The 20,752-nt window shown below is 75.8% G+C and carries 20 protein-coding genes and 1 pseudogene; 16 read left to right on the top strand and 5 right to left on the bottom strand.

Annotated elements, in window-relative coordinates:
• Nucleotides 1-19: 19 nt before the first annotated feature.
• The 5 genes and pseudogenes from ACYX4T_RS14560 to ACYX4T_RS14540 all read left to right on the top strand — a co-directional run bounded on the left by ACYX4T_RS14560 (nucleotide 20) and on the right by ACYX4T_RS14540 (nucleotide 3,777).
• Entirely contained in the window at nucleotides 20-250 is a 231-nt protein-coding gene (locus ACYX4T_RS14560; protein ID WP_476010019.1) for a hypothetical protein, read from the top strand.
• 32 nt (nucleotides 251-282) lie between these two features.
• The gene (locus ACYX4T_RS14555) at nucleotides 283-882 is read left to right on the top strand and encodes a nucleotidyltransferase family protein (protein WP_476010018.1); all 600 of its coding nucleotides are present in this window, start codon (nucleotides 283-285) and stop codon (nucleotides 880-882) included.
• Complete coding sequence (locus tag ACYX4T_RS14550; RefSeq protein WP_476010017.1) at nucleotides 879-2,345, top strand: NAD-dependent malic enzyme; 1,467 nt, start codon at nucleotides 879-881, stop codon at nucleotides 2,343-2,345. Before ACYX4T_RS14555 ends, ACYX4T_RS14550 begins: the two co-directional genes overlap by 4 nt.
• Nucleotides 2,338-2,826 carry a cyclic pyranopterin monophosphate synthase MoaC gene (gene moaC, locus ACYX4T_RS14545; protein WP_476010016.1) on the top strand — a complete coding sequence of 163 codons (489 nt, stop codon included), beginning with the start codon at nucleotides 2,338-2,340 and terminating at the stop codon, nucleotides 2,824-2,826. The genes ACYX4T_RS14550 and moaC overlap by 8 nt, the downstream gene beginning before the upstream one ends.
• Nucleotides 2,798-3,777: pseudogene (locus tag ACYX4T_RS14540) on the top strand (molybdenum cofactor biosynthesis protein MoaE). Before moaC ends, ACYX4T_RS14540 begins: the two are co-directional and overlap by 29 nt.
• 80 nt (nucleotides 3,778-3,857) lie before the next feature.
• Here ACYX4T_RS14540 and ACYX4T_RS14535 read toward each other — a convergent pair.
• Both ACYX4T_RS14535 and ACYX4T_RS14530 read right to left on the bottom strand, forming a co-directional pair.
• Nucleotides 3,858-4,649: a transglycosylase family protein gene (locus ACYX4T_RS14535; RefSeq protein ID WP_476010015.1), complete on the bottom strand. Its 792-nt coding sequence runs from the start codon at nucleotides 4,647-4,649 to the stop codon at nucleotides 3,858-3,860.
• Nucleotides 4,650-5,128: 479 nt separating this feature from the next.
• Nucleotides 5,129-5,779, bottom strand: coding sequence for a LysM peptidoglycan-binding domain-containing protein (locus ACYX4T_RS14530; RefSeq protein ID WP_476010014.1), 651 nt, complete (start codon nucleotides 5,777-5,779; stop codon nucleotides 5,129-5,131).
• Nucleotides 5,780-6,309: 530 nt separating this feature from the next.
• Here ACYX4T_RS14530 and ACYX4T_RS14525 point away from each other — a divergent pair.
• From ACYX4T_RS14525 to ACYX4T_RS14515, 3 genes are read left to right on the top strand one after another with little or no spacing between them, the layout of a single operon-like run.
• On the top strand, nucleotides 6,310-7,200 hold the full coding sequence (locus ACYX4T_RS14525) for an AAA family ATPase (protein WP_476015278.1): 891 nt from the start codon (nucleotides 6,310-6,312) through the stop codon (nucleotides 7,198-7,200).
• On the top strand, nucleotides 7,197-8,429 hold the full coding sequence (locus ACYX4T_RS14520; RefSeq protein WP_476010013.1) for a vWA domain-containing protein: 1,233 nt from the start codon (nucleotides 7,197-7,199) through the stop codon (nucleotides 8,427-8,429). Before ACYX4T_RS14525 ends, ACYX4T_RS14520 begins: the two co-directional genes overlap by 4 nt.
• Nucleotides 8,422-9,597: an XdhC family protein gene (locus ACYX4T_RS14515; protein ID WP_476010012.1), complete on the top strand. Its 1,176-nt coding sequence runs from the start codon at nucleotides 8,422-8,424 to the stop codon at nucleotides 9,595-9,597. The genes ACYX4T_RS14520 and ACYX4T_RS14515 overlap by 8 nt, the downstream gene beginning before the upstream one ends.
• Here the strand turns inward: ACYX4T_RS14515 and ACYX4T_RS14510 are convergent.
• Nucleotides 9,594-10,484 (bottom strand): class I SAM-dependent methyltransferase, encoded by an 891-nt coding sequence (locus ACYX4T_RS14510; protein ID WP_476010011.1) that lies wholly within the window; start codon nucleotides 10,482-10,484, stop codon nucleotides 9,594-9,596. The genes ACYX4T_RS14515 and ACYX4T_RS14510 overlap by 4 nt on opposite strands.
• Before the next feature lie 165 nt (nucleotides 10,485-10,649).
• On the opposite strand from ACYX4T_RS14510, the gene ACYX4T_RS14505 reads away from it, so the two are divergent.
• From ACYX4T_RS14505 to ACYX4T_RS14475, 7 genes are all read left to right on the top strand, one after another.
• Nucleotides 10,650-13,286: an ATP-binding protein gene (locus ACYX4T_RS14505; RefSeq protein ID WP_476010010.1), complete on the top strand. Its 2,637-nt coding sequence runs from the start codon at nucleotides 10,650-10,652 to the stop codon at nucleotides 13,284-13,286.
• A gap of 71 nt (nucleotides 13,287-13,357) precedes the next feature.
• Nucleotides 13,358-14,083, top strand: coding sequence for an AzlC family ABC transporter permease (locus ACYX4T_RS14500; RefSeq protein WP_476010009.1), 726 nt, complete (start codon nucleotides 13,358-13,360; stop codon nucleotides 14,081-14,083).
• The gene (locus tag ACYX4T_RS14495; RefSeq protein ID WP_476010008.1) at nucleotides 14,080-14,376 is read left to right on the top strand and encodes an AzlD domain-containing protein; all 297 of its coding nucleotides are present in this window, start codon (nucleotides 14,080-14,082) and stop codon (nucleotides 14,374-14,376) included. The genes ACYX4T_RS14500 and ACYX4T_RS14495 overlap by 4 nt, the downstream gene beginning before the upstream one ends.
• A complete protein-coding gene (locus tag ACYX4T_RS14490) occupies nucleotides 14,373-15,137 on the top strand; it encodes a PIG-L deacetylase family protein (RefSeq protein WP_476010007.1) in 765 nt (254 codons plus the stop codon). Before ACYX4T_RS14495 ends, ACYX4T_RS14490 begins: the two co-directional genes overlap by 4 nt.
• Before the next feature lie 142 nt (nucleotides 15,138-15,279).
• Nucleotides 15,280-16,575: an iron-containing alcohol dehydrogenase gene (locus ACYX4T_RS14485; protein ID WP_476010006.1), complete on the top strand. Its 1,296-nt coding sequence runs from the start codon at nucleotides 15,280-15,282 to the stop codon at nucleotides 16,573-16,575.
• Between the two features lie 5 nt (nucleotides 16,576-16,580).
• Entirely contained in the window at nucleotides 16,581-17,951 is a 1,371-nt protein-coding gene (locus ACYX4T_RS14480; protein WP_476010005.1) for a MadS family sensor histidine kinase, read from the top strand.
• Nucleotides 17,948-18,625 (top strand): MadR family response regulator transcription factor, encoded by a 678-nt coding sequence (locus ACYX4T_RS14475; RefSeq protein ID WP_274203679.1) that lies wholly within the window; start codon nucleotides 17,948-17,950, stop codon nucleotides 18,623-18,625. Before ACYX4T_RS14480 ends, ACYX4T_RS14475 begins: the two co-directional genes overlap by 4 nt.
• Nucleotides 18,626-18,716: 91 nt before the next feature.
• Here the strand turns inward: ACYX4T_RS14475 and ACYX4T_RS14470 are convergent, their stop codons facing one another.
• Entirely contained in the window at nucleotides 18,717-19,601 is an 885-nt protein-coding gene (locus tag ACYX4T_RS14470; RefSeq protein WP_476010004.1) for a sigma-70 family RNA polymerase sigma factor, read from the bottom strand.
• A gap of 83 nt (nucleotides 19,602-19,684) precedes the next feature.
• Here ACYX4T_RS14470 and ACYX4T_RS14465 point away from each other — a divergent pair, with 83 nt between their 5' ends.
• Nucleotides 19,685-20,137, top strand: a complete 453-nt coding sequence (locus tag ACYX4T_RS14465; RefSeq protein WP_476010003.1) for a carboxymuconolactone decarboxylase family protein — start codon at nucleotides 19,685-19,687, stop codon at nucleotides 20,135-20,137.
• A 56-nt stretch (nucleotides 20,138-20,193) separates the two neighbouring features.
• On the opposite strand, the gene ACYX4T_RS14460 is transcribed toward ACYX4T_RS14465, so the two are convergent.
• Nucleotides 20,194-20,733, bottom strand: a complete 540-nt coding sequence (locus tag ACYX4T_RS14460; protein ID WP_476010002.1) for a winged helix-turn-helix transcriptional regulator — start codon at nucleotides 20,731-20,733, stop codon at nucleotides 20,194-20,196.
• Nucleotides 20,734-20,752: the final 19 nt, after the last annotated feature.

The following is a 20,752-nucleotide window of genomic DNA, read 5'->3' as shown; positions in this document are numbered from 1 at the left end:
CCAGTGAGGAGCCAGCGAGATGGCCGACCACCGCGCGAGCGAGGACCAGCCGGAGGCGGGGGCCGCGGAGTCCGAGGAGACGCCCCGCCAGGACCCCTGGTGGCCGGAGGTCGACGGCGGTCACCCCATCACCGAGCTCATGGCCCCGACCCAGGGCTCGCCCTCGCCGTACGGTGAGACCCAGTTCCCGCTCCCGGCCGACCAGCTCGGGTACGAGCACCCGGTCACCGAGATCAACCACTCCGGCTGAGCACCCGGGACGCGCCGCCGGGCCGGGCGGACGTGACGGTCGCGGGCCTGCTGCTCGCCGCCGGCGGCGGGCGGCGCATGGGCCGGCCGAAGGCCGCGGTCGAGCTCGCCGGCGAGCCGCTGGTCCGCCGGGCCGTGGCAGCGCTGCGCACGGCCGGGCTCGACCCGGTGGTCGTGGTGCTGGGTGCGGGCCTGCCGGAGGTCGCCGAGCTGCTCGGTGAGGGTACGACCTGGGTGCCCGCGCCGGGCTGGGACACCGAGGGCCAGGCGGCCTCGCTGCGCGCCGGCCTCGAGGCCCTCGAGAAGACCGACGTCACGGCTGCCCTCGTCGCCCTCGTCGACACCCCGGGGATCGGCCCGGAGGCGCTGGCGCGGGTCGCGGCCCGCGCCGAGGGACCCGACGTGCTCGCGCGCGGCGCGGTGGACGGGCGCGCCGGGCACCCGGTGCTGCTCGGCCGGGCGCACTGGGAGGCTGTGCGGGCGGCGGCCACGGGCGACGCCGGCGCGCGGGAGTTCCTGCGCGGCCGGGACGACGTGGCGGTCGTGGAGATCGGTGACGTCGCGGTGCCCGACGACCTCGACACCCCCGACGACCTGCAGCGGTGGACCTCACGGGAGGAGGCGGGACGATGACCGTTCCCGGACCGGGCTACGCGATCACGGCACGCGTGGAGGCCCCGGCGAGCGCGACCGCCGCGGGCGACCTCGCCGTGGCCGTCGGACGCGTCGGCGGGGTCATGACGGCGTTCGACGTCGTCGAGTCGCGCACCGACTCGATCATCGTCGACATCAGCTGCAACGCCCTCTCCGAGGAGCACACCCACCAGATCACCGACGCCCTCGACGCCCTCGACGGGGTGCGGGTGCGCAACGTCTCCGACCGGACGTTCCTCGTCCACCTCGGCGGGAAGATCGAGGTGACCGCCAAGGTCGGACTGCGGACCCGCGAGGACCTCTCCCGCGCCTACACCCCCGGCGTCGCCCGCGTCTGCCAGGCGATCGCGGCTCGTCCCGAGGACGCGCGGAGCCTGACCATCAAGCGCAACACCGTCGCCGTCGTCACCGACGGGTCGGCGGTGCTCGGGCTCGGCAACCTGGGCGCCGCGGCGGCGATGCCGGTGATGGAGGGCAAGGCGGCGCTGTTCAAGCGCTTCGCGGGCGTCGACGCGTGGCCGGTGTGCCTGGACACCCAGGACACCGAGGAGATCATCCGCACCGTCGAGGTGCTCGCGCCGGCGTACGGCGGGATCAACCTCGAGGACATCGCGGCGCCCGCGTGCTTCGAGATCGAGGAGCGGCTGCGCGACGCGCTCGACATCCCCGTCTTCCACGACGACCAGCACGGCACCGCGGTGGTCGTGCTCGCCGCCCTGCGCAACGCGCTGCGCGTCGTCGGCAAGGACATGAACGAGTGCCGCGTCGTGGTCTGCGGGGTGGGCGCGGCCGGCTCGGCGATCATTCGGCTGCTGCTCCCGCTGGCGCCCGCGGACCTCCTGGCCGTCGACGTCGAGGGGATCATCCACCCAGACCGGGCGGGCCTGCACCCGAGCCTGGCGTGGGTCGCCGAGCAGACCAACCGCGAGCGCGCGACGGGCGACCTGCACGACGCGATGCCCGGCGCCGACGTCTTCATCGGGGTGTCGGCGCCGAACCTGCTGCGCGAGGCCGACGTCGCGGGCATGGCCGACAAGGCCGTGGTGTTCGCGCTGGCCAACCCGGACCCGGAGATCGACCCTTCGATCGCGCAGCGCCACGCCCACGTCGTCGCCACGGGGCGCTCGGACTACCCGAACCAGATCAACAACGTGCTCGCGTTCCCCGGCATCTTCCGTGGCCTGCTCGACGCCCACGCGCGGGGCATCACCGACGAGATGCTGCTGGCCGCGGCCGCGGCGATCGCGGACGTCGTCGCCGAGCCCAACCCGCTGTTCATCGTGCCCAGCGTCTTCGACTCCACCGTGGCGCCCGCCGTCGCCGGGGCGGTGCGCAAGACCGTCGAGCGCGCCCGGGAGGAGGGCGCGGGGCCGGTCGCGATCGGCGACGCGCTGGCGCTCGGCGAGGAGACCGCGCGCGCCGTGGAGGCCTCCGATGACTGAGCGGGACGGCCTGACCCACGTCGACGCCACCGGCGCGGCGCGCATGGTGGACGTCGGCGACAAGGAGGTCACGCGGCGCACGGCGACGGCGACGGGCGTGGTGCGCACGACCCGCGAGGTCACCGCGGCCCTGCGCGACGACACCGTGCCCAAGGGCGACGCGCTCGGGGTGGCCCGGGTCGCGGGCATCATGGGCGCCAAGCGCACGCCGGACCTCGTGCCGCTGTGCCACCCGATCCCGCTGGCCGGCGTCACCGTCGACCTCGACGTCGCCGACGACCACGTCACCATCACCGCCACCGCCCGCAGCGCCGACCGCACCGGCGTCGAGATGGAGGCGCTGACGGCGGTGGCCGTGGCCGGGCTGACCCTGCACGACATGATCAAGGCCCTGGATCCGGCGGCGACGCTGGACGGCGTGCGCCTCGAGCGCAAGGAAGGGGGACGCTCCGGTGTCTGGACCCGCCCCGACGGACGCTGAGCCGAGCGAGCCGACCGGACCGACCGGGCCGGCCGACCCGACCCGGCGCGCCCGCGTCGTCACCGCCTCCAACCGCGCCTCGTCGGGGGTCTACACCGACCGCGGCGGGCCGATCATCGTCGACTGGCTGCGCGCCATGGGGTTCACGACGCCCGACCCCGTCGTCGTCCCCGACGGCGAGCCGGTCGCCGCCGCGCTGCGGGAGGCGGTCTCCGACGGCGCGCACGTCGTCGTCACCACCGGCGGCACCGGCATCGCGCCCACCGACGCCACCCCCGAGGCGACCCGCGCGGTCGTCGACTACGAGGTGCCCGGGCTCGCCGACGCGATCCGGCGCGCGGGGGCGGACAAGGTCCCGACGTCGGTGCTCTCACGTGGCGTGGCCGGGGTGGCCAGGCGCACCCTGGTGGTGAACCTGCCCGGCTCCCCGGGCGGGGTGCGCGACGGCCTGGCCGTGCTCGAGCCCGTGCTGGCCCACGCCGTCGACCAGATCCTGGGAGGGGACCACCAGTGAGCGCTCCGGAGACCGCCCGCGTGCTGCGCGCGACCGTCACCGAGGAGCCCCTCGACGTCGCCGAGCACGCCGCGCTGGTCGACGACGCGGCCGCCGGCGCGGTGGTGACGTTCGCCGGCGTCGTGCGCGACCACGACCACGGCCGCGGGGTGACCGCCCTCGACTACGAGGGCCACCCCACCGCCGCCGCCGTCGTGGCGACGGTGGCCGCGGACGTCGCGGGGCAGTTCCCCGGCGTGCGGGCGCTCGCCGTGACCCATCGCGTCGGCCCGCTCGGGATCGGCGACGTGGCCCTGGCCTGCGCCGTGGCCGGCGAGCACCGCCGCGAGGCATTCGACGCCTGCAGCGAGCTCGTCGACGCGGTCAAGCGCGAGCTGCCGGTGTGGAAGCGCCAGGAGTTCACCGACGGCACCGAGGAATGGGTCAACTGCCCCTGAGCGGCTGACCCGGGGGAGCGAGGGCGTCCTCCGCGGCGTGGGACGCAGCCGGGGACCCCCTCGCTCCGCACCGGGCGGCGTCAGCCCATCGACAGCGTCTGGCCCGGGAAGATCATGTTCGGGTCGGTGAGGACGTCGCCGTTCGCCTGCGCGATCGAGCGCCAGCTCGACCCGTGGGACGCGGCGATCGAGCTGAGCGTGTCGCCGGCCCGGACGGTGTAGCTGCCCGCGGACGGGGTGGCGCTGCGGACCTGGCGGGCCTCGGAGCCGGAGCCGGAGTCGGAGCCCGAGTCGGAGCCCGAGTCGGAGCCCGAGTCGCTCCCGGCGTCCTGGCTCTCGGCCTCGTCGTCGTCCCCGGAGCCCGAGGACGAGCCCGACGACGAGCCCGACGACGAGGACGAGCTCGAGGAACCCTCGTCCGAGGACGGCACGCTGCTGTTGGGCGAGTCGTCGGTCTGCCCGGTCTTGCGCGAGCAGGTCGGCCAGGCGTTCATGCCCTGCCCGGCCTTCACCCGCTCGGCGACGCGGATCTGCTCGGCGCGGCTGGCGTCCTCGGGCTCGCCGGAGCCGCCGAAGGCGCGCCAGGTGGAGTCGGTGAACTGCAGTCCGCCGCCGAAGCCGTTGCCGGTGTTGATGCCCCAGTCGCCGCCGCTCTCGCACTGGGCGAGCGCGTCCCAGTCGGTGTCGGCGTGGGCGGCCGGCGCGGCGAGCAGCGCGGCCGGGACGACGGGGGCGCCCGCCGCGACGACGGCGAGGGTGGCCCGGCCGACGCGGCCGGGGCGGCGCGGGGCGCGGTGACGCCCCCGACCGGCCGGGGCAGCGGGGGAGGGAGCAGAGGGCGCTGCGGGCAGCGCGGGGCGCACGGTGTCCACGGGTCTCCACGAGGCCGCGCCGGTCCCCGCACCGGGCCGTCGCGCGAGGGGGAGCGGACAGCGGGAGCACCGGTGATTCGAGGCCCTGTCCGGGCACGCTGCTACGGGGGAACGGGACCCGCCGGACAGGGCGGCGCGCGGGCTCCGGTCGGCGCCGCCGCGCGGGCCGACGTGACGACGGTAGATCTCCGCGACCGTGGCGGCCGGTGGCTCTCAGCTGTGTGAAACCGGGTCGAAGTCACGAACAGGTGACGAACGTGCAGCTCTCGGGCCTCGGTGTGACGCAGCGCGAGTGCCCGCCACGGCCTGTCGCTGAGAGGTGTGTCGCGCTTCACAATGTTGCGGACGGGGAGTTCGCGCGCCTCGAGGCCGCGAACAGCGCGTTCGCTGCGACACCGCGCCCACCCGGGCCGCGAACGACGACGACCCCGGTCCAGCTCGGGGCAGGACCGGGGTCGTCGAAGCGCTCGGGGGAGGGGTCAGCCCACCTTGAGCTGCTGGCCCGTCGCCAGGGTGTCCGGGTCGGCGAGGCCGTTGGCCTGCGCCAGGGACGCGACGGATGTGCCGTGGGCCGCGGCGATCCCGCTGAGGGTGTCGCCACTGACCACGGTGTAGGCGCCGCCCGCGGCCTGCTTCGCCGAGCTCGAGCCCGCGGCGGAGATGCTCTCGGCGCCGGAGTCCGAGTCCGAGGAGCTCGACTCCTCGTCCGACGAGGAGGACGACGAGGAGGACGACGACGACGAGGACGAGGACGAGCCCGTGTTCGGGGAGTCGTCGGTGTTGCCCGTCTTCTTCGAGCAGGTCGGCCAGGCGTTCATGCCCTGCTCGGCCTTGACCCGCTCCGCGACGCGGATTTGCTCGGCGCGGCTGGCGTCCTCCGGATCACCCGAGCCGCCGAAGGCCTCCCAGGTGGAGTCGGTGAACTGCAGCCCGCCGCCGAACCCGTTGCCGGTGTTCGTGCTCCAGTCGCCGCTGCTCTCGCACTGGGCGAGCTCGTCCCAGTCGGTGTCGGCCGACGCGATGCCCGTGCCCAGCGCGAGCGGGGTCGCCGCCATCGCACCCACCAGGGCGAACTGCGCCGCTCGCCGTCCGAGGGCGCGCGCCAGCGACATTTCGGTGTTCCGAGCCATGACCTCTCTCCGTACCGCGCCGCGCGGGCAGGGCCTCGCGAGCGGGTCGACGGCCGGTTCCACGCGGCCTCACCGCCCGTGGGTGCTCGGGGAAGCACCCGGGGCCTCTCGTTCCTCGCGCCCGTCCGGTCCGCCTCTTTCGTTTCGGGGCTCTCTGATCCGGGACCGCTGGACGGGCGTCGGCGCGGCGGCCCCGGATGTGTCCGGCCCCGCACACACCGATCCGGCGTGTCGTCGGGAACCGCTGTCGAACGGTACGGAGCACACGTCGTCTTTCAACCCGTGCTCTGGCGACCGTCGTCACCCTCCTGCGACCTGACCGTGACCTGACGAGGAACGAATCCCCTGCTGTGAGCGGGAGATGATCACGGTTCGGTTGATGTTTCACCGGTGTAGCACAGATCCAATGTGTGCGTGGCCTCACGGTGCCGGCGCGTCCGTTCGGAGCAGGAACCCTCAGGTCGAGGGGTGTCCTGCCCGGTCGTCCGGTGGCTACCCCCTCGGTGCTGCGGGATGCTGGACCGGTGAGCGTGACCACCGAACCCACCAGCCCGGACGACCTGGCGCGCGCCCTCGACGGCACCGGCTACCTCGCCGACGCGGGCCTCGCCTCCGCGGCCTTCCTGGCGCTGCGCATGGGTCGCCCCCTGTTCTGCGAGGGCGAGCCGGGGACGGGGAAGACCGCCCTCGCCCAGGCGCTGTCCCAGGCGCTCGGGCTGCCCCTCGTGCGCCTGCAGTGCCACGAGGGCATCGACGCCGCCCAGGCGCTCTACGACTGGGACTTCCCGCGCCAGCTCCTGCACCTGCGCGCCCTCGAGGCGTCCGCCAGCGCCTCGCACACCGAGCTCGACGTCGACGCCGTCGAGTCCTCGCTCTACGACCGCCGCTTCCTGCTCGCGCGCCCCGTGCTGCAGGCATTGCAGGACGCGCCGTGCGTGCTGCTCGTCGACGAGGTCGACCGCGCCGACGACGAGTTCGAGGCGTTCCTCCTCGAGGTGCTCGCCGAGAACTCCGTCACCATCCCCGAGATCGGGGTCGTGCGCGCCGAGACGCCGCCGCTGGTCGTGCTGACCTCCAACCGCACCCGTGAGGTGCACGACGCGCTCAAGCGCCGCTGCCTCTACCTCTGGCTCGAGCACCCCGACCTCGCCCGCGAGACCGCGATCCTGCGCCGGCGCCTGCCCGACCTGCCCGAGGCGCTCGCCGAGCAGGTCGCGCAGGCGGTGCACGGGCTGCGCGGGCTGGACCTGCTCAAGCCGCCCGGTGTGGCCGAGTCGATCGACTGGGCGCAGGCCCTGCAGCTCGTCGGGGCCCGGCACCTCGACCTCGCGTCGGCCACCGCGACGCTGGGCGCGGTGCTGAAGTACCGCGAGGACGCCGACCGGGCGCGGGACAAGCTGGACGCCCTGCTCGCCTCATGAGCAGCACCGGTGACCGGGGTGGGAGCAGCGACGCACCCGCCCCCCGCCAGCACGCCGGTGCCCTGCTCGCCGCCGGCGTCGTGGAGTCCCTCAGCGGGGAGTCCACGCCCGATACCGACGCGGTCCTCGAAGACTTCGTCGCGTTCACCCGCCTCGTGCGCAACGCCGGCGTGCCCGTCACGACCGACCGCGTCGCGGCGTACCTGCAGGCCCTGCGCCTGAGCGACCTGCGCAGCGAGGTCGCGACGTACTGGGCGGGGCGCCTGACGCTGTGCGGCGACCCCGACGACGTCGTGCGCTACGACCACGCCTTCGCCGCCTGGTTCTCCGCCGACCCGCGCGACCAGCGCATGGGCCGCCCGGCGCCGCCGAAGCCGCGCATCTCGACGATGGCGGCGCTCACCGATCCGCCACCGGGCTCGGGCACCGGCGACGAGGACGAGGAGACCCCGGAGCTGCGGGTGGCCGCGTCCGGCGAGGAGATCCTGCGCGACCGGGACATCGCCGAGCTCTCGATCGGCGAGCGCGAGCACCTCCGGCAGCTGCTCGCCCTCCTGCGCCCGGCCCCGCCGAGGCGCCGGGCCCGTCGCCGGCGCGCCGCGCGGCGCGGCGAGCCCGACCCGCGGCGCACGCTGCGCGCCGCGCTCGCCAACGGCGGGGAGATCACCGACCTGCGACGCCGCGCCCGCCGCGAGCGCCCGCGCCGGGTGGTGCTGCTCATCGACGTGTCCGGCTCCATGAGCCCGTACGCGGACACGCTGCTGCGCTTCGCGCACGTCGTCACCCGCCGCACGCCGACGGCCGTGGAGACGTTCACGCTCGGCACCCGGCTGACCCGCGTGACCCGCGAGCTGCGCCAGCGCGACGCCGAGCGCGCGCTGGCCGACGCGGGGCGCGCGATCCCCGACTGGTCGGGCGGCACCCGGCTCGGCGAGGTGCTGCGCGCGTTCCTCGACCGCTGGGGCCAGCGCGGCGTCGCCCGGCGCGCGGTGGTCGTCGTGTTCTCCGACGGCTGGGAGCGCGGGGGCGCCGACCTGCTCGGCGAGCAGTCCGCGCGGCTGCGGCGCCTGGCCCACAAGGTGGTCTGGGTGAACCCGCACGCGGGCAAGAGCGGCTACGAGCCCGTGCAGGGGGGAATCGCAGCGGCCCTCCCGCACGTTGACCGGTTGCTGGCGGGTCATTCCCTCACCACATTGGCCGAGCTCCTGGAGGTGCTGCGGGATGCGTGACGTGCTGCCGACCCTGGAGAGCTGGTGGGCCGACGGGCGCCCGACCGCGCTCGCGACCGTCGTCGGGACCTTTCGCTCCGCCCCGCGCCAGCCCGGCGCCTCGATGCTCGTCGGCGACGACGGCCAGGCGGTCGGGAGCGTGTCGGGCGGCTGCGTCGAGGGCGCGGTCTACGAGCTCGGCTCCGGCATCCTGGAGGGCACCGACGAGGCGACCCTGCAGCGCTACGGCGTCTCCGACGACGACGCGTTCGCGGTCGGGCTGACCTGCGGCGGCATCCTCGACGTGTACGTCGAGAAGGTCGACCGCGAGTCGTTCCCGCAGCTGGGGGCCATCGCCGAGGCCGTGCGCGAGCACCGCTCGGTCGCCGTCGCCACCGTCGTCTCCGGTCCCGCCGAGCGCCTCGGACGCCGGCTGGTCGTGTGGCCGGAGGAGGTCGAGGGCAGCACCGGCTCCGCGCGCCTCGACGACGCGCTGCGCGACGACGTCCGCGGCCTGCTCGCCGCCGGGCGCTCGGCGCTCGTGTCCTACGGCACCGACGGCGAGCGCCGCGGCGAGGGCCTGCAGGTCTTCGTCGAGTCGTTCGCCCCGCCGCCCCGGCTCATCGTCTTCGGCGCCATCGACTTCGCCGCCGCCGTCGCGCGCATCGGCACGTTCCTCGGCATGCGCGTGACGGTCTGCGACGCCCGCCCGGTGTTCGCGACCTCGAGCCGCTTCCCCGAGGCGCACGAGGTCGTCGTCGAGTGGCCGCACCGCTACCTCGCGAAGGAGGCCGAGGCCGGGCGCATCGACTCCCGGACCTCGCTGGCCGTGCTCACCCACGACCCGAAGTTCGACGTGCCGCTGCTCGAGGTGGCGCTGCGCCTGCCCGAGATCGGCTACATCGGCGCCATGGGCTCGCGGCGCACCCATCTCGACCGCCGCCAGCGCCTGCTCGAGGTTGGGGTCACCGAGGAGGAGCTGGCGCGCATGTCCAGCCCCATCGGCCTCGACCTGGGCGCGCGGACCCCGGAGGAGACCGCGGTGTCGATCGCCGCGGAGATGATCGCCCAGCAGTGGGGCGGACGGGGCACCCCGCTCTCCGACCGCGAGGGCCCCATCCACACCGAGTCCAACGTCGAGCCCGCGGTGTCGGCCGCGTCGCTGGACGCCGCCCTCAGCCAGACCTAGGCGACACGGGCGGTCAGCAGCAGGTACTCCCAGTCCATGACGAGGCCCTCCCCGTCGCGGGCGTGGCGCTGCGCGACGGCCGCGATCTCCCGGTCGAGCTCCGCGGTGCGCTGCGCGTCCGCGGCGTTGGTGCGGTAGGCGACGATCGTCGGCCCGTAGGTCTCCTTCCAGTAGGAGCGGAAGCCGTCGGGGGTGTCGAACGCGTCCACCGTCACGGTCCGGCGCCGGGCCTCGACGTCGGTGACGCGGTCGCCGAGCAGCGCCCGGACGTGCGCCTCGTCGCCCCACAGCGGTGGCGGCTGGGCGCCGGGCGGCGGCGGGGGTGCGAACGGCTTCATCGTCCTGAACAGGTCGCCGACGAAGCCCTCGGGTGTCCAGCTGACGAGGCCGATCCGGCCGCCGGGACGCACGACGCGGACGAGCTCGTCGGCGGCCTGCTGGTGGTGCGGCGCGAACATGACGCCCACGCACGAGGTGGCGACGTCGAACGTGTCGTCGTCGTAGGGCAGCGCCTCGGCGTCGGCCTCCTGCCACTGCAGCGTGACGCCCGCGCGCTCCGCGGCCGCGCGGCCGGCGACGAACAGCTCGGGGGTGAGGTCGGCGGCGACGACGTCGGCGCCGGCGAGGGCCGCGGGTACGGCGACGTTCCCGGTGCCCGCGGCGACGTCGAGCACCCGCTCGCCCGGACGGATCCCGGTGGCGGTGACGAGGACGGGACCGAGCTCGGCGATGAGCCGGGCGGCGACGTCGGGGTAGTCGCCCAGGCCCCACATCGTGCGGTGCCGGGCCTTGAGGGCGGCGTCCGCGGCGCGGGCGTCGGTGGCGGCGGCGTCGGCCTCGGCCTCGGTGGTGGTGGCGGTGGGGGTGGCGGTGGTCGTGTCGGTCATCTCGGTGTCTCCCGTCCGGTGCGCCGGCGTCCTGCCGGCCGGTGGGAGAGCAGCCTCCGCTCACGCGCCGGCGTGGTCATCGGGAGGACCTCCCTAGATTCCCGCCCGGGGACTAGGCCGATCGGGACATTCCAGGGGTGATGTCGATCACGTAGAGTAATGCTGGTGGACCTGCTCGAGCGTGAGGACGAGCAGCGCCTCCTCGCGCGCGCGTGGGCCGAGGCGTGCTCCGGGACGGGCTCGATCGTCGTGCTCGCCGGGGAGTCCGGCATCGGGAAGACGTCGCTGGCCCGGGCCTTCGCCGCCGGTCTCCGGGCCGGCTCCGGTGACGCCCAGGTCCTGTGGGGCGTCTGCGACCCGCTGGGCGTGCCCCGCCCGCTCGGCCCGCTGCACGACGTCGCCGCCGACCTCGGCGAGCCCGTCACGCGACTGCTGCACACCGGCGCCCCGCCGCACGAGATCCACCGCGCCCTGCTCGACGCGCTCGCCGAGCGCCCGCTGCTGCTGGTCGTCGACGACCTGCAGTGGGCCGACGAGGCGACCGTCGACCTGCTGCGCTTCCTGCTGCGCCGCGTCGCCCGCACCCGCTCGCTGGTCCTCGCCACCTACCGTGCCGACGAGCCCGACCCCCAGCCCGCCCTGCGTGCCCTGCTCGGCGACGTGGCGCGCAGCCCCGCCGCGACCCGGGTGGAGCTCGGGCCCCTGTCGGTCGCGGCGGTCACCGCGCTGGTGGGGGAGCGCGCCATCGACCCCGCCCACCTGCACCGCCTCACGCGCGGGAACTCGTTCTTCGTGACCGAGGTGATCAGCCAGGACGGGGACACGCTGCCCGCGTCGGTGCGCGACGCCGTGCTCGCCCGCACCGCGGGGCTCGACCCCGAGGCGGGGGACCTCGCGGACCTGCTCGCCTGCGCCCCGGGCCCGGTCCCCGACGCCCTGCTGCCCGCGCTCGGCGCCGGCCTCGGGCCGCTGCGCACCCTGGACACGGCGGGCCTCATCGCCCGGGACCGGCGCGGCATCACGTTCCGCCACGACATCTGTCGGCTCGCGGTCGCGGGCGCCATCCCGCCCGGCGGGGAGATCGCCCTGCACGGGCGGATGCTCGCCGCGCTCGAGACGCTGCCCGACCCCGACCCCGCCGTGCTCGCCCACCACGCGCTGGCCGCCGGCGACGACACGCGCGTGTTCCGCTACGCCGCGCGGGCCGGGCGCGTGGCGGCGGGCGCGGGCGCGCACACCGAGGCCGCACGCTTCTTCACCACCGCGCTCGAGCACGCGCCCGGCGAGGCCCTCGAGGCCCTCGAGGCCCGCGCGAGCCTGGGCGAGCTGCTCGCGCACGAGCTCTTCCTCACCAACCGGCTCGGTGAGGCGATCGCCGCCTGCCACCGCGCCATCGCGTGGCGGCAGGCCGTGGGCGACCTCGACGGGGTCGGCGCCGGGCACCGGTCCCTGGCCTCGTTCCAGTGGTACCACGGCGACCGCGCGCGAGCCGTCGAGCACGCGACCACGGCGATCGAGGTGCTCGGCCCCCGCGCCACGCCGGGCAGCCCCGCCGCCGTGCTCCTCGGGCACGCGCTCGCGGCCCGCGGGTTCCTCGCGATGCAGGACAACGACCTCGCCACCGCCCGCGAGCTGCACGACCGGGCCCGCGCCGTCGCGGCGGACGTCGGCGACGACGCCCTCGAGGTCCGGCTGCTCATGCTCGACACCGTCGTCGCGATGCTGGCGGGCGAGGGCTCGGCGCGCGGCCGGCTCCTGGGCGCGCTGGAGGCGGTCGGCGACGACGTCAAGGTCGAGCACTCCACCTGCTGGACCCAGCTCGCGAACCTCGACGTCGAGCAGCGCCGCCTCGACGCGGCGGAGAAGGTGCTCGACCGGAGCCTGCCGCTCACCGTGCAGTGGGAGTACCCGATCTGCGAGCACTGGCAGCGCGGCGTGCGCGCCCGCCTGCGCGTGCTGCGCGGCGCCTGGGACGAGGCCGCCCACGACGCCCGCGGCGTGCTCACCGAGAGCGGGTCGATGCTCACCCACACCTGGCCGTCGCTGGTGCTCGGGCTCGTCGCGCTGCGCCGCGGGGAGGCCGAGGCCGACGCCCACCTCGAGCGCGGCTGGGACATCGCGCGCCACTTCGGCGAGCCGCTGCGCCTGCTGCCCGCGGCGTCGGCGCTGGCCGAGCGCTGCTGGGTGACCGGCGCGCCCGACGCCCGCCTCGGTGACGTGCTCGCCGTGCTCGCCGAGGCCGGTGCGCGCCCGGGCACCGAGTGGTCCGCCGCCGAGCTCGCGGTGTGGCTGCGCCGGCTCGGACACCCCGCGACCCCGCCCCTCCTGCCCGCCGAGGGCCCCGACCGCCTGCTGCTCGACGGTGACGCCGCCGGCGCCGCGCGGGCGTGGACCGCGCTCGGCGCGCCCTACGAGGCGGCGCTCGCGCTCGTCGACACCGGCGACACGGCCGAGATCTTCACCGCGCTCGAGACGTTCGACCGCCTGGGCGCCGACGCCGTCGCGGCCAAGGTGCGCCGCGACCTGCGCGGGCGCGGCGTCGCCGGTGTCCCCGCCCGCCCGCGCGCGACGACGCGGACGAACCCCGCGGGCCTCACCCCGCGCCAGGTCGACGTCCTGCGCCTGCTCGCCGAGGGCCTGACCAACGCCGGCATCGCCGGGCGCCTGTACATCTCCGAGAAGACCGCCGACCACCACGTCTCGGCGATCCTCGCGAAGCTGGAGGTGCCCTCCCGCCGCGAGGCCGCCGCGGCCGGTCGGCGCCTCGGGCTCGTACCGGATCGTCGCGTCGCCCGGGCCTAGGTGGTCACGCGGCGCAAGATGGGGAGCGGGCACCGACGCCCTGACCGCGGTCCGGACGCGATGGTTCGGCCATGTCCGTCACCGAGCGTCACACCGCCCCCCGCGGCGAGATCGCGACGGCCGTGCGCGACCTGGCGCCGGTCGCCCTCGGCCTCGCTCCCTTCGCCCTCCTCATCGGCGTCACCGGCGCCCGCTCGGCGGCCGGCGGCGGCACCGCGGTGCTCTCCTCGGTCCTGCTGCTCGGCGGCAGCGCCCAGCTCACCGCGCTGACCCTGCTCGCCGGTGGCGCGGCCACCGGCGCGGTCGTCGCCACCGTGGCCGTCGTCAACGCCCGCTTCCTGCTCTACGCGGCGGCGCTGGAACCCCGGTTCCGCGACCAGCCGACGTGGTTCCGCTGGCTCGCGCCGCACTTCGTCGTCGACCCCACGTACGCCATGGTCGCGGGACGGACCGACCTCGACGACCCGGCGCGCTTCCGCCGCTACTGGCTGACCGCGGGCGGCGGGCTCGCCGCGGCCTGGATCGCGATGACCGCGCTCGGCGCGCTGCTCGCGCCGGTGCTGCCCGCCTCCGCGGCCCTGACCGTCGCGGCGCCCGCGATGTTCCTCGCGATGCTCGTGCCGCACCTGCGCGCCCGGTCCGGTCGCGTCGCGGCCCTCGTCGCCGCGGTGGTGGCCGTCGCCGCCGCCGCTCTCCCGGAGGGCCTCGGCCTGCTGACCGCGATCGCCGCGGGGGTCGTCACGGCGACCGCCGCCGACCGCCCCACCGACCACCCGACCGACCGGAGCCCTTCATGACCCTCCTCCTCGCGGCCGTCGCCACGCACGGCCTGCGCACCGTCCTCATCACGCTCGTCCCGGCCCACCGGCTGCCGGCCCTGCTGCGCCGCGGCCTGCCCCACCTCGCACCGGCCGCGCTCGCCGGCCTCGTAGCGACGTCGCTCGTCACCACGACGGCCTCGGCGTCCGTGCCCGTCGCGGTCCCGGCCGCCCTCGCCGTCGCCGCCCTCGTCGCGTGGCGGACCCGCCACCCCGCCCTGCCCGTCCTGGCCGCCGTCGCGGTCACCGTCCTCGCGGAGGTCCTGTCGTGACCCGCACCCTGCTCGGCGTCTGGGCCCACCCCGACGACGAGACCTTCCTGTCCTCCGGCCTGGTCCTCGCCGCGCGCGAGCGGGGCGACCGCGTCGTCCTCGCCACCGCGACCCGCGGCGAGCACGGCACCGACGACCCCGCCGCCTGGCCGCCGGCGCGGCTCGGGCGCCACCGCGAGCGCGAGCTCGAGGCGGCGCTGGCCGTGCTCGGCGTCGACGAGCACCGCTTCCTCGGCCACCGCGACGGCGCCTGCGCCGACGCCGCCGAGCCGCTCGCCGCGCGGGCGATCGCGTCGATCATCGAGGAGGTGGCCCCGGACAGGATCGTCACCTTCGGCCCCGACGGCGTCACCGGGCACCCCGACCACCGCGCCGTCGGCCGCTGGACGACCCGCGCCCGCGACGCCGTCGCCCCCCACGTCGAGCTGCTGCGGGCGGTCCTCGCCCCCGGGTTCACGCGCCGCTTCGCCGACGTCAACGCCGCCTTCGGGGTGTTCGTGGACGAGCCCGCCGGCGAGGTCGTGCCCGGCCTGCACCTGCGCCTGGACGGCGCCCACCTCGACCGCAAGATCGAGGCGATGCTCGCCCAGGGCAGCCAGACGCGGCGCCTGGTCGACGGCGTCGGCCTCGCGACGTTCCGCCGCTGGTGGGGCGAGGAGGCGTTCCTGGTGGACGCCGGAGCAGAGGCCGGAGCAGAGGCCGGAGCAGAGGCCGCAGCAGAGGCCGGACCGGGCGGGCTCGCGCCGTCGAGGGCGGCGTGAACGGCGTGTGACCTGCGCCGCGAGGCCGTCCGATCGGGCGCGACCGAACCCGTTCGACACCCTGCCGTCGCCCGGTCGTCGTCTGTAACGTGGGCCTCATCGTCGCCGGCAGGAAGGGGGCAGCGTGGTCCTCGTCGACAGCGTGACCCGTGCGGGAGAGTCGGTCATCGCCCATCGCCGCGCCGTGGAGCCGGTGGTCGGGGCGTCCGCCCTCCCGACGGCCCCCGCGGCCAGCCCGGCCGACCGGGCGGCGGCGCGGTCACGCACGGGGACCACGCGGCTCGCGAAGTTCCACGTCCCGGAGATCCTCTTCGGCCCCGGCTCGCTGTCGGAGGCGGCCCACGCGGCGGTCCGCCTCGGGGCCCGCCGGCCCCTGCTCGTCACCGACCCCGGGCTCCGCGCCGCCGGCTGGCCCACCCAGCTCGGCGCCCACCTCGCCGAGGCCGGGCTGCGCCCGACGGTGTGGTCGGGCGTCACGCCCAACCCCAAGGACCACGAGATCGCCGCGGGCCACGTGGCCTACCGCGAGCACGGCTGCGACGTCATCGTCGCGCTCGGCGGCGGGTCGGTGATCGACGCGGCCAAGGGCATCGCGCTGCTCGCGGGCAACGGGGGCACGATCCTCGACTACGAGGGCGTCGACCGGATGGCGCTGCCCATCCCGCCGCTGGTCATGGTGCCGTCCACCTCGGGCACGGGCGCCGACGTCTCGCAGTTCTGCATCGTCACCGACACGGCGCGCAACACCAAGATCACGATCCTGGGGCGCGCGATGGTGCCCGACGTGTCGGTCGTCGATCCGTCGCTGCTCACGACCATGCCCGACTGGCTCAACGCCGCCACCGGGCTCGACGCGCTCACCCACGGGATCGAGGCCTACGTCTCGCGCGCCCACAACCCGCTGACCGACCACCACGCGCTGCAGGCGATCGCGCTGGTCGGTGAGCACCTCGAGCGCACGATGGACCACCCCGCCGAGGAGGGCGCGCGCACCTGCATGGCGCAGGCCGCGCTCGAGGCGGGGCTCGCGTTCACCAACGCGATCCTCGGTGCCGCGCACGCCATGAGCCACCAGGTCGGCGGCCTGCTCGACCTGCCGCACGGCGTCATCAACGGGGTGCTGCTGCCGCACGTCATCCGCTTCAACGCCGAGCCCGACCCGCACCGGTTCGTGCCGATCGCCCAGGCCCTGGGCCTGCCCGGGCAGATCGTGCCCGACTCGACGGCGGGTGCCGCGGAGGCCGCGGAGTGGGCGGCCGCGGAGGTCCGCCGGCTCGGCGACGAGCTGGGCGTGCCCAAGGGCCTGGGCGAGATCGGGGTCACCGAGGCGGACGTGCCGGTGCTGTCGGCGATGACGCTGGCCGACGCCTGCCTGTCCACCAACCCGCGCGAGGCCGACCAGGCCGACATCGAGACGCTGTTCCGCGCGGCTCTGTAGACCCGATGTCCGTCGACCACCACGATCTGGACCAGCTCACCGGCATCCGGTCGGGCAAGCCGTCCTTCTACATCGAGTACCTGGCCTCGGCCGAGCGGCTGCGCCGGGTCATCCACGCCCTCGACCGGATCTCCCGGGCGCTGGTGCGCACCACCGAGGGCCCCGGCACGCTCGTCCGCGCGGTGGCGGAGGCCGCGGCCGACCACCTGACCGCGCACTGGGTGGTCTTCGCCCTCGCCGACGGCGCGCTGCCCGAGGCCGCGCCGCGCCACCTGGTGCTCGGTCCGGCGGGCGAGGAGGTCGGGGCCGACGACCCGGAGCTGCCGCCGTGGGTCGTCGCGCACCTGCGCGCGGTGCACGCCGGCGAGGGGCACACCCACGTCGTCACCCCGGCGTCGGACCCCGCGCACGACCCCCACCACCTGCACGTCCCGGTGCACCTCGACGGCGACGTCGTCGGCGAGATCGTTGCGTGGACCGGCGCCGAGCGGGCCATCGACGCCACCGACGCCTCGGTGCTGCGCGTGCTCGCCGGGCAGACCGCCGCGGCGCTGCAGAACTCGGCGCTGCACCAGCGCACCATGCGGCTCTACGGCGAGGCGAGCCGGCACGCCGAGGACCTCGCCGCGCGCAACGAACAGCTCCAGCACACCCGCGACGCGCTGACCGTCGCCCGCCAGCGCGAGGTGCTCGACTCCGAGCGGCACCGGATCGCCCGCGAGCTGCACGACTCGGTGACGCAGTACGCGCTCTCGGCGGGCATGCAGATCGAGGTCGTCCGCTCCGAGATCCGCGACGAGGGTCAGCGCGAGCGCCTGGGCACCGCCAAGGCGCTGACGCGGCGCGCCGTGGAGCAGCTGCGCTCGGCGATCTACGCGCTCAACCACTCCGGCGACCGCGGCCGGCAGAGCCTGCCCGCCATGCTCGAGGAGCTCTCGACGGTCCACATGCCCTCGGACCTGCGGGTGCAGGTGCGCATCGAGGGGCGCCCGGTGCCGCTGCCGTCGGCGGCCGAGCGCTCGCTCTTCCGGGTCGCGGGCGAGGCACTGTTCAACGCGGCGGTCCACGCCGAGGCGGGCGTGGCCGTCGTGCGCCTGGCCTACCGCAAGGACCGCCTGGTGCTCTCGGTGTCCGACGACGGCACCGGCGACCCCGAGCACGTGCGCCGCTCGCTGCGCGTCGCCGCCGCGGGCGACCTCGACGGGTCCCACCGCGGCCTGGTGAACATGGCCGAGCGCGCCCGCGAGATCGGCGGCACCCTCCGCATCCGCCGTGCACCCCAGGGCGGTATCCGCGTCGAGGTCGGCGTGCCGCTGCCCGCGGCGCCCGCCGCGACACCCACCACCGACACCGAGGAAGCCGGGAGCCGGACATGACCGAGATCCGCGTGCCCGCCCGCGCCGCCGCCAAGCGCGGCGAGGTGCGCATCGTCCTCGTCGACGACCACGCCATCGTCCGCCAGGGCCTGCGCTCGGTGCTCGAGCGCGAGCCGCAGTTCGCCATCGTCGGCGAGGCGTCCAGCGCTGCCGAGGCGCTCGCCGTCGTCGCGCACCAGCGCCCGTCGATCGTGCTGCTCGACCTCAAGCTCTCGACCAGCTCCGACTCCGAGGGCCTGCAGCTGTGCCGCCAGCTCACGCAGGCCCACCCGGGCGTCGGGGTGCTCGTGCTGACGACGTTCCTCGACGACCGCCTGGTGGTCGAGGCCGTCCACGCCGGCGCGCGCGGCTACGTGGTCAAGGACGTCGACACCACGGAGCTGACCGCGGCGATCCGCGCGGTGTCCCGCGGCGAGTCGGCGTTCGACTCCCGCTCGGCGGCCGCCGTGGTGCGCTCCCTCAACGGGCAGCAGCCCCACGGCGACCCGCTGACCGGCCGCGAGCTCGACGTCCTGCGGCTGCTCGCCCGCGGCATGTCCAACCGCACCATCGGCCGCGAGCTCTTCATCTCCGAGACGACGGTGAAGTTCCACGTCGGCAACCTCATGCGCAAGCTCGACGTCACCCGCCGCGCCGAGGCCGTCTACGCCGCCTCCAAGATGGGCCTCATCTAGCCGCTCCCACGCACCTCGCGGTGCGAGCGATGCGGCATCGCTGGCATCTGACACCAGGATCGCCACATCCTCGCCGACGCGACACGCCGGGTCACCGCAGCTCCACCTCGATCCCGGCGAGCACGTCGGGGTCGGCGATCATCTCGATGGCCACGATCCGCCCGTCGACGACGACGAGGTCGAACGCCGCGCGCACCTGCCCGCCCGGGGCGTAGGCGATCCCGACCGCGCCGTCGAGCAGCGCCGGCTGGGCAGCGGTGGCGCGCCCGCTGAACACGCGGGCGATCACCTCGGCGCCGCGCATCTCCCCGGCGACCTGCGGCGCGTTCGGGTTCGCGGCGGCCGCGGCCAGCGCGATGCGGTCGGCACGCAGCTCCACGTCGGGGTCGAGGACGCCGAGCAGCCCGGCGAAGTCGCCGTCGCGGGCGGCGGTGAGGAAGGCCGCGACGACCTCGCGCCGCCGCGCCGGGTCCGGGTCGCTGCCGGCGGACCCGCCCCGCACGCGCCGCCGCGCACGGCTCGCGAGCTGCCGGGCCGCGACCGGGCTGCGCTCGACGACCGTCGCGATCTCGTCGAACGGGACGCCGAACAGGTCGTGCAGCACGAACGCGAGGCGCTCGGCGGGCTCGAGGCGCTCGAGCACGACGTGCAGCGCGGCGCCCAGCGCGTCGGCCTGCAGTGCCCGGGTCTCGGGGTCGGGCTCCTCGTCCACCGCGCTCTCGGCCTCGGCGAGGTCCGACTCGGCGCGGGTCGCGCGCCGCTGCAGCATCGTCAGCGCCACGCGGCCGGCGACGGTCGTCAGCCAGGCGCGCAGGTTCTCCACGTCGGAGACGTCGGTGCGCGCGAGGCGCAGCCAGGTCTCCTGCACCGCGTCGTCGGCCTCGGACGGGCTGCCGAGCAGCCTCATCGTCACCGCGCGCAGGTGCGGGCGGTGGGTCTCGAAGGTCCCCGCCAGGTCAGCCGGATTCGTCTCCATCGGTCACATCCCTGCGTCGCGAGAAGTCTCCCTGGTGACCGGCGAGCGCCGGTCGATGTGACAGGCCGACGGAGGAGACCATCATGGCCGGACGACTCGAGCACTTCACCCGCGCCCTTCCCGGCTTCGGCGAGGCGGTGGGGTCGATGATCGGCACCATCCGCGCCGCGGGCGTGCCGGACGCCACGCTGGAGCTCGTGCACCTGCGCGTCAGCCAGATCAACGGCTGCGCGTTCTGCGTCGACACGGGCACGAAGGCGCTGCGCAAGAACGGCGAGTCCGACGAGCGCATCGACATGCTGCCGGTCTGGCGCGAGGCGCCGGGCTACTCCGACGCCGAGCGGGCGGCGCTGGCGCTGGGGGAGGCGGCGACGCGGATCGCCGACCGCCCCGACCCCGTGTCCGACGAGGTGTGGGCCGAGGCGGCCCGGCAGTTCGACGAGACGGTGCTGGCCGGGCTGGTCGCCCAGGTCGCCCTGACGAACCTGTTCAACCACGCCAACGTCGCCATCCGCCGCCCGGTGGGTGCGTGGTGACCGGGCCGTGTGAGCGGAATTCACGGTCCTGATCGTGAACTCCGCTCACGTGGGGTTCACGGGAGCGGCGCCAGCAGCCGGTGGGGGCGGCGCAGGGCGCGGCTGACGGCGTCGTGGCGCTCGGGCCGCGTGCCGTCGTCCTCGTCGGGGTCGAGCGCCCGCGTCTCCAGCGCCGACGGCGGCGGCAGGGTGCCGCAGGCGGGGCAGACGCCGCCGGCGGCGAGGTCGGCCCCGCCGGCCGGGCAGTCGGCGTGGCGGAACCGGCGCCGCCCGCCGCCGCGCCCGACGCGGTGCCGGTCACCCCACCGCGCGAGGGAGAACAGCGCGGGCCACAGGTCGAGCCCGTCCTCGGTGAGCACGTACTCGTCGCGGCCGGCGGCGTAGGGGCGTCGTTCGAGGATGCCGGCGTCGACGAGGGTCGCCAGCCGGTCGGAGAGCACGGCGCGGGGGATGTCGAGGTGGGCGCGCAGGTCGGCGAAGCGGCGGACGCCGAAGAAGCAGTCGCGCAGCACCAGCATCGTCCAGCGCTCGCCGACGACCTCGAGCGCGCGGGCGAGTGCGCAGTCCTGGCGGTCGTAGTCCTTCCCCAGCGGCACGCGACCACGGTAGCCGCCT

This window comes from Actinomycetospora sp. ABD4_176 (genome assembly GCF_056311855.1).
Note: the sequence above shows the minus strand (reverse complement) of the source record. Positions and strands in the feature narration are given on the sequence as shown.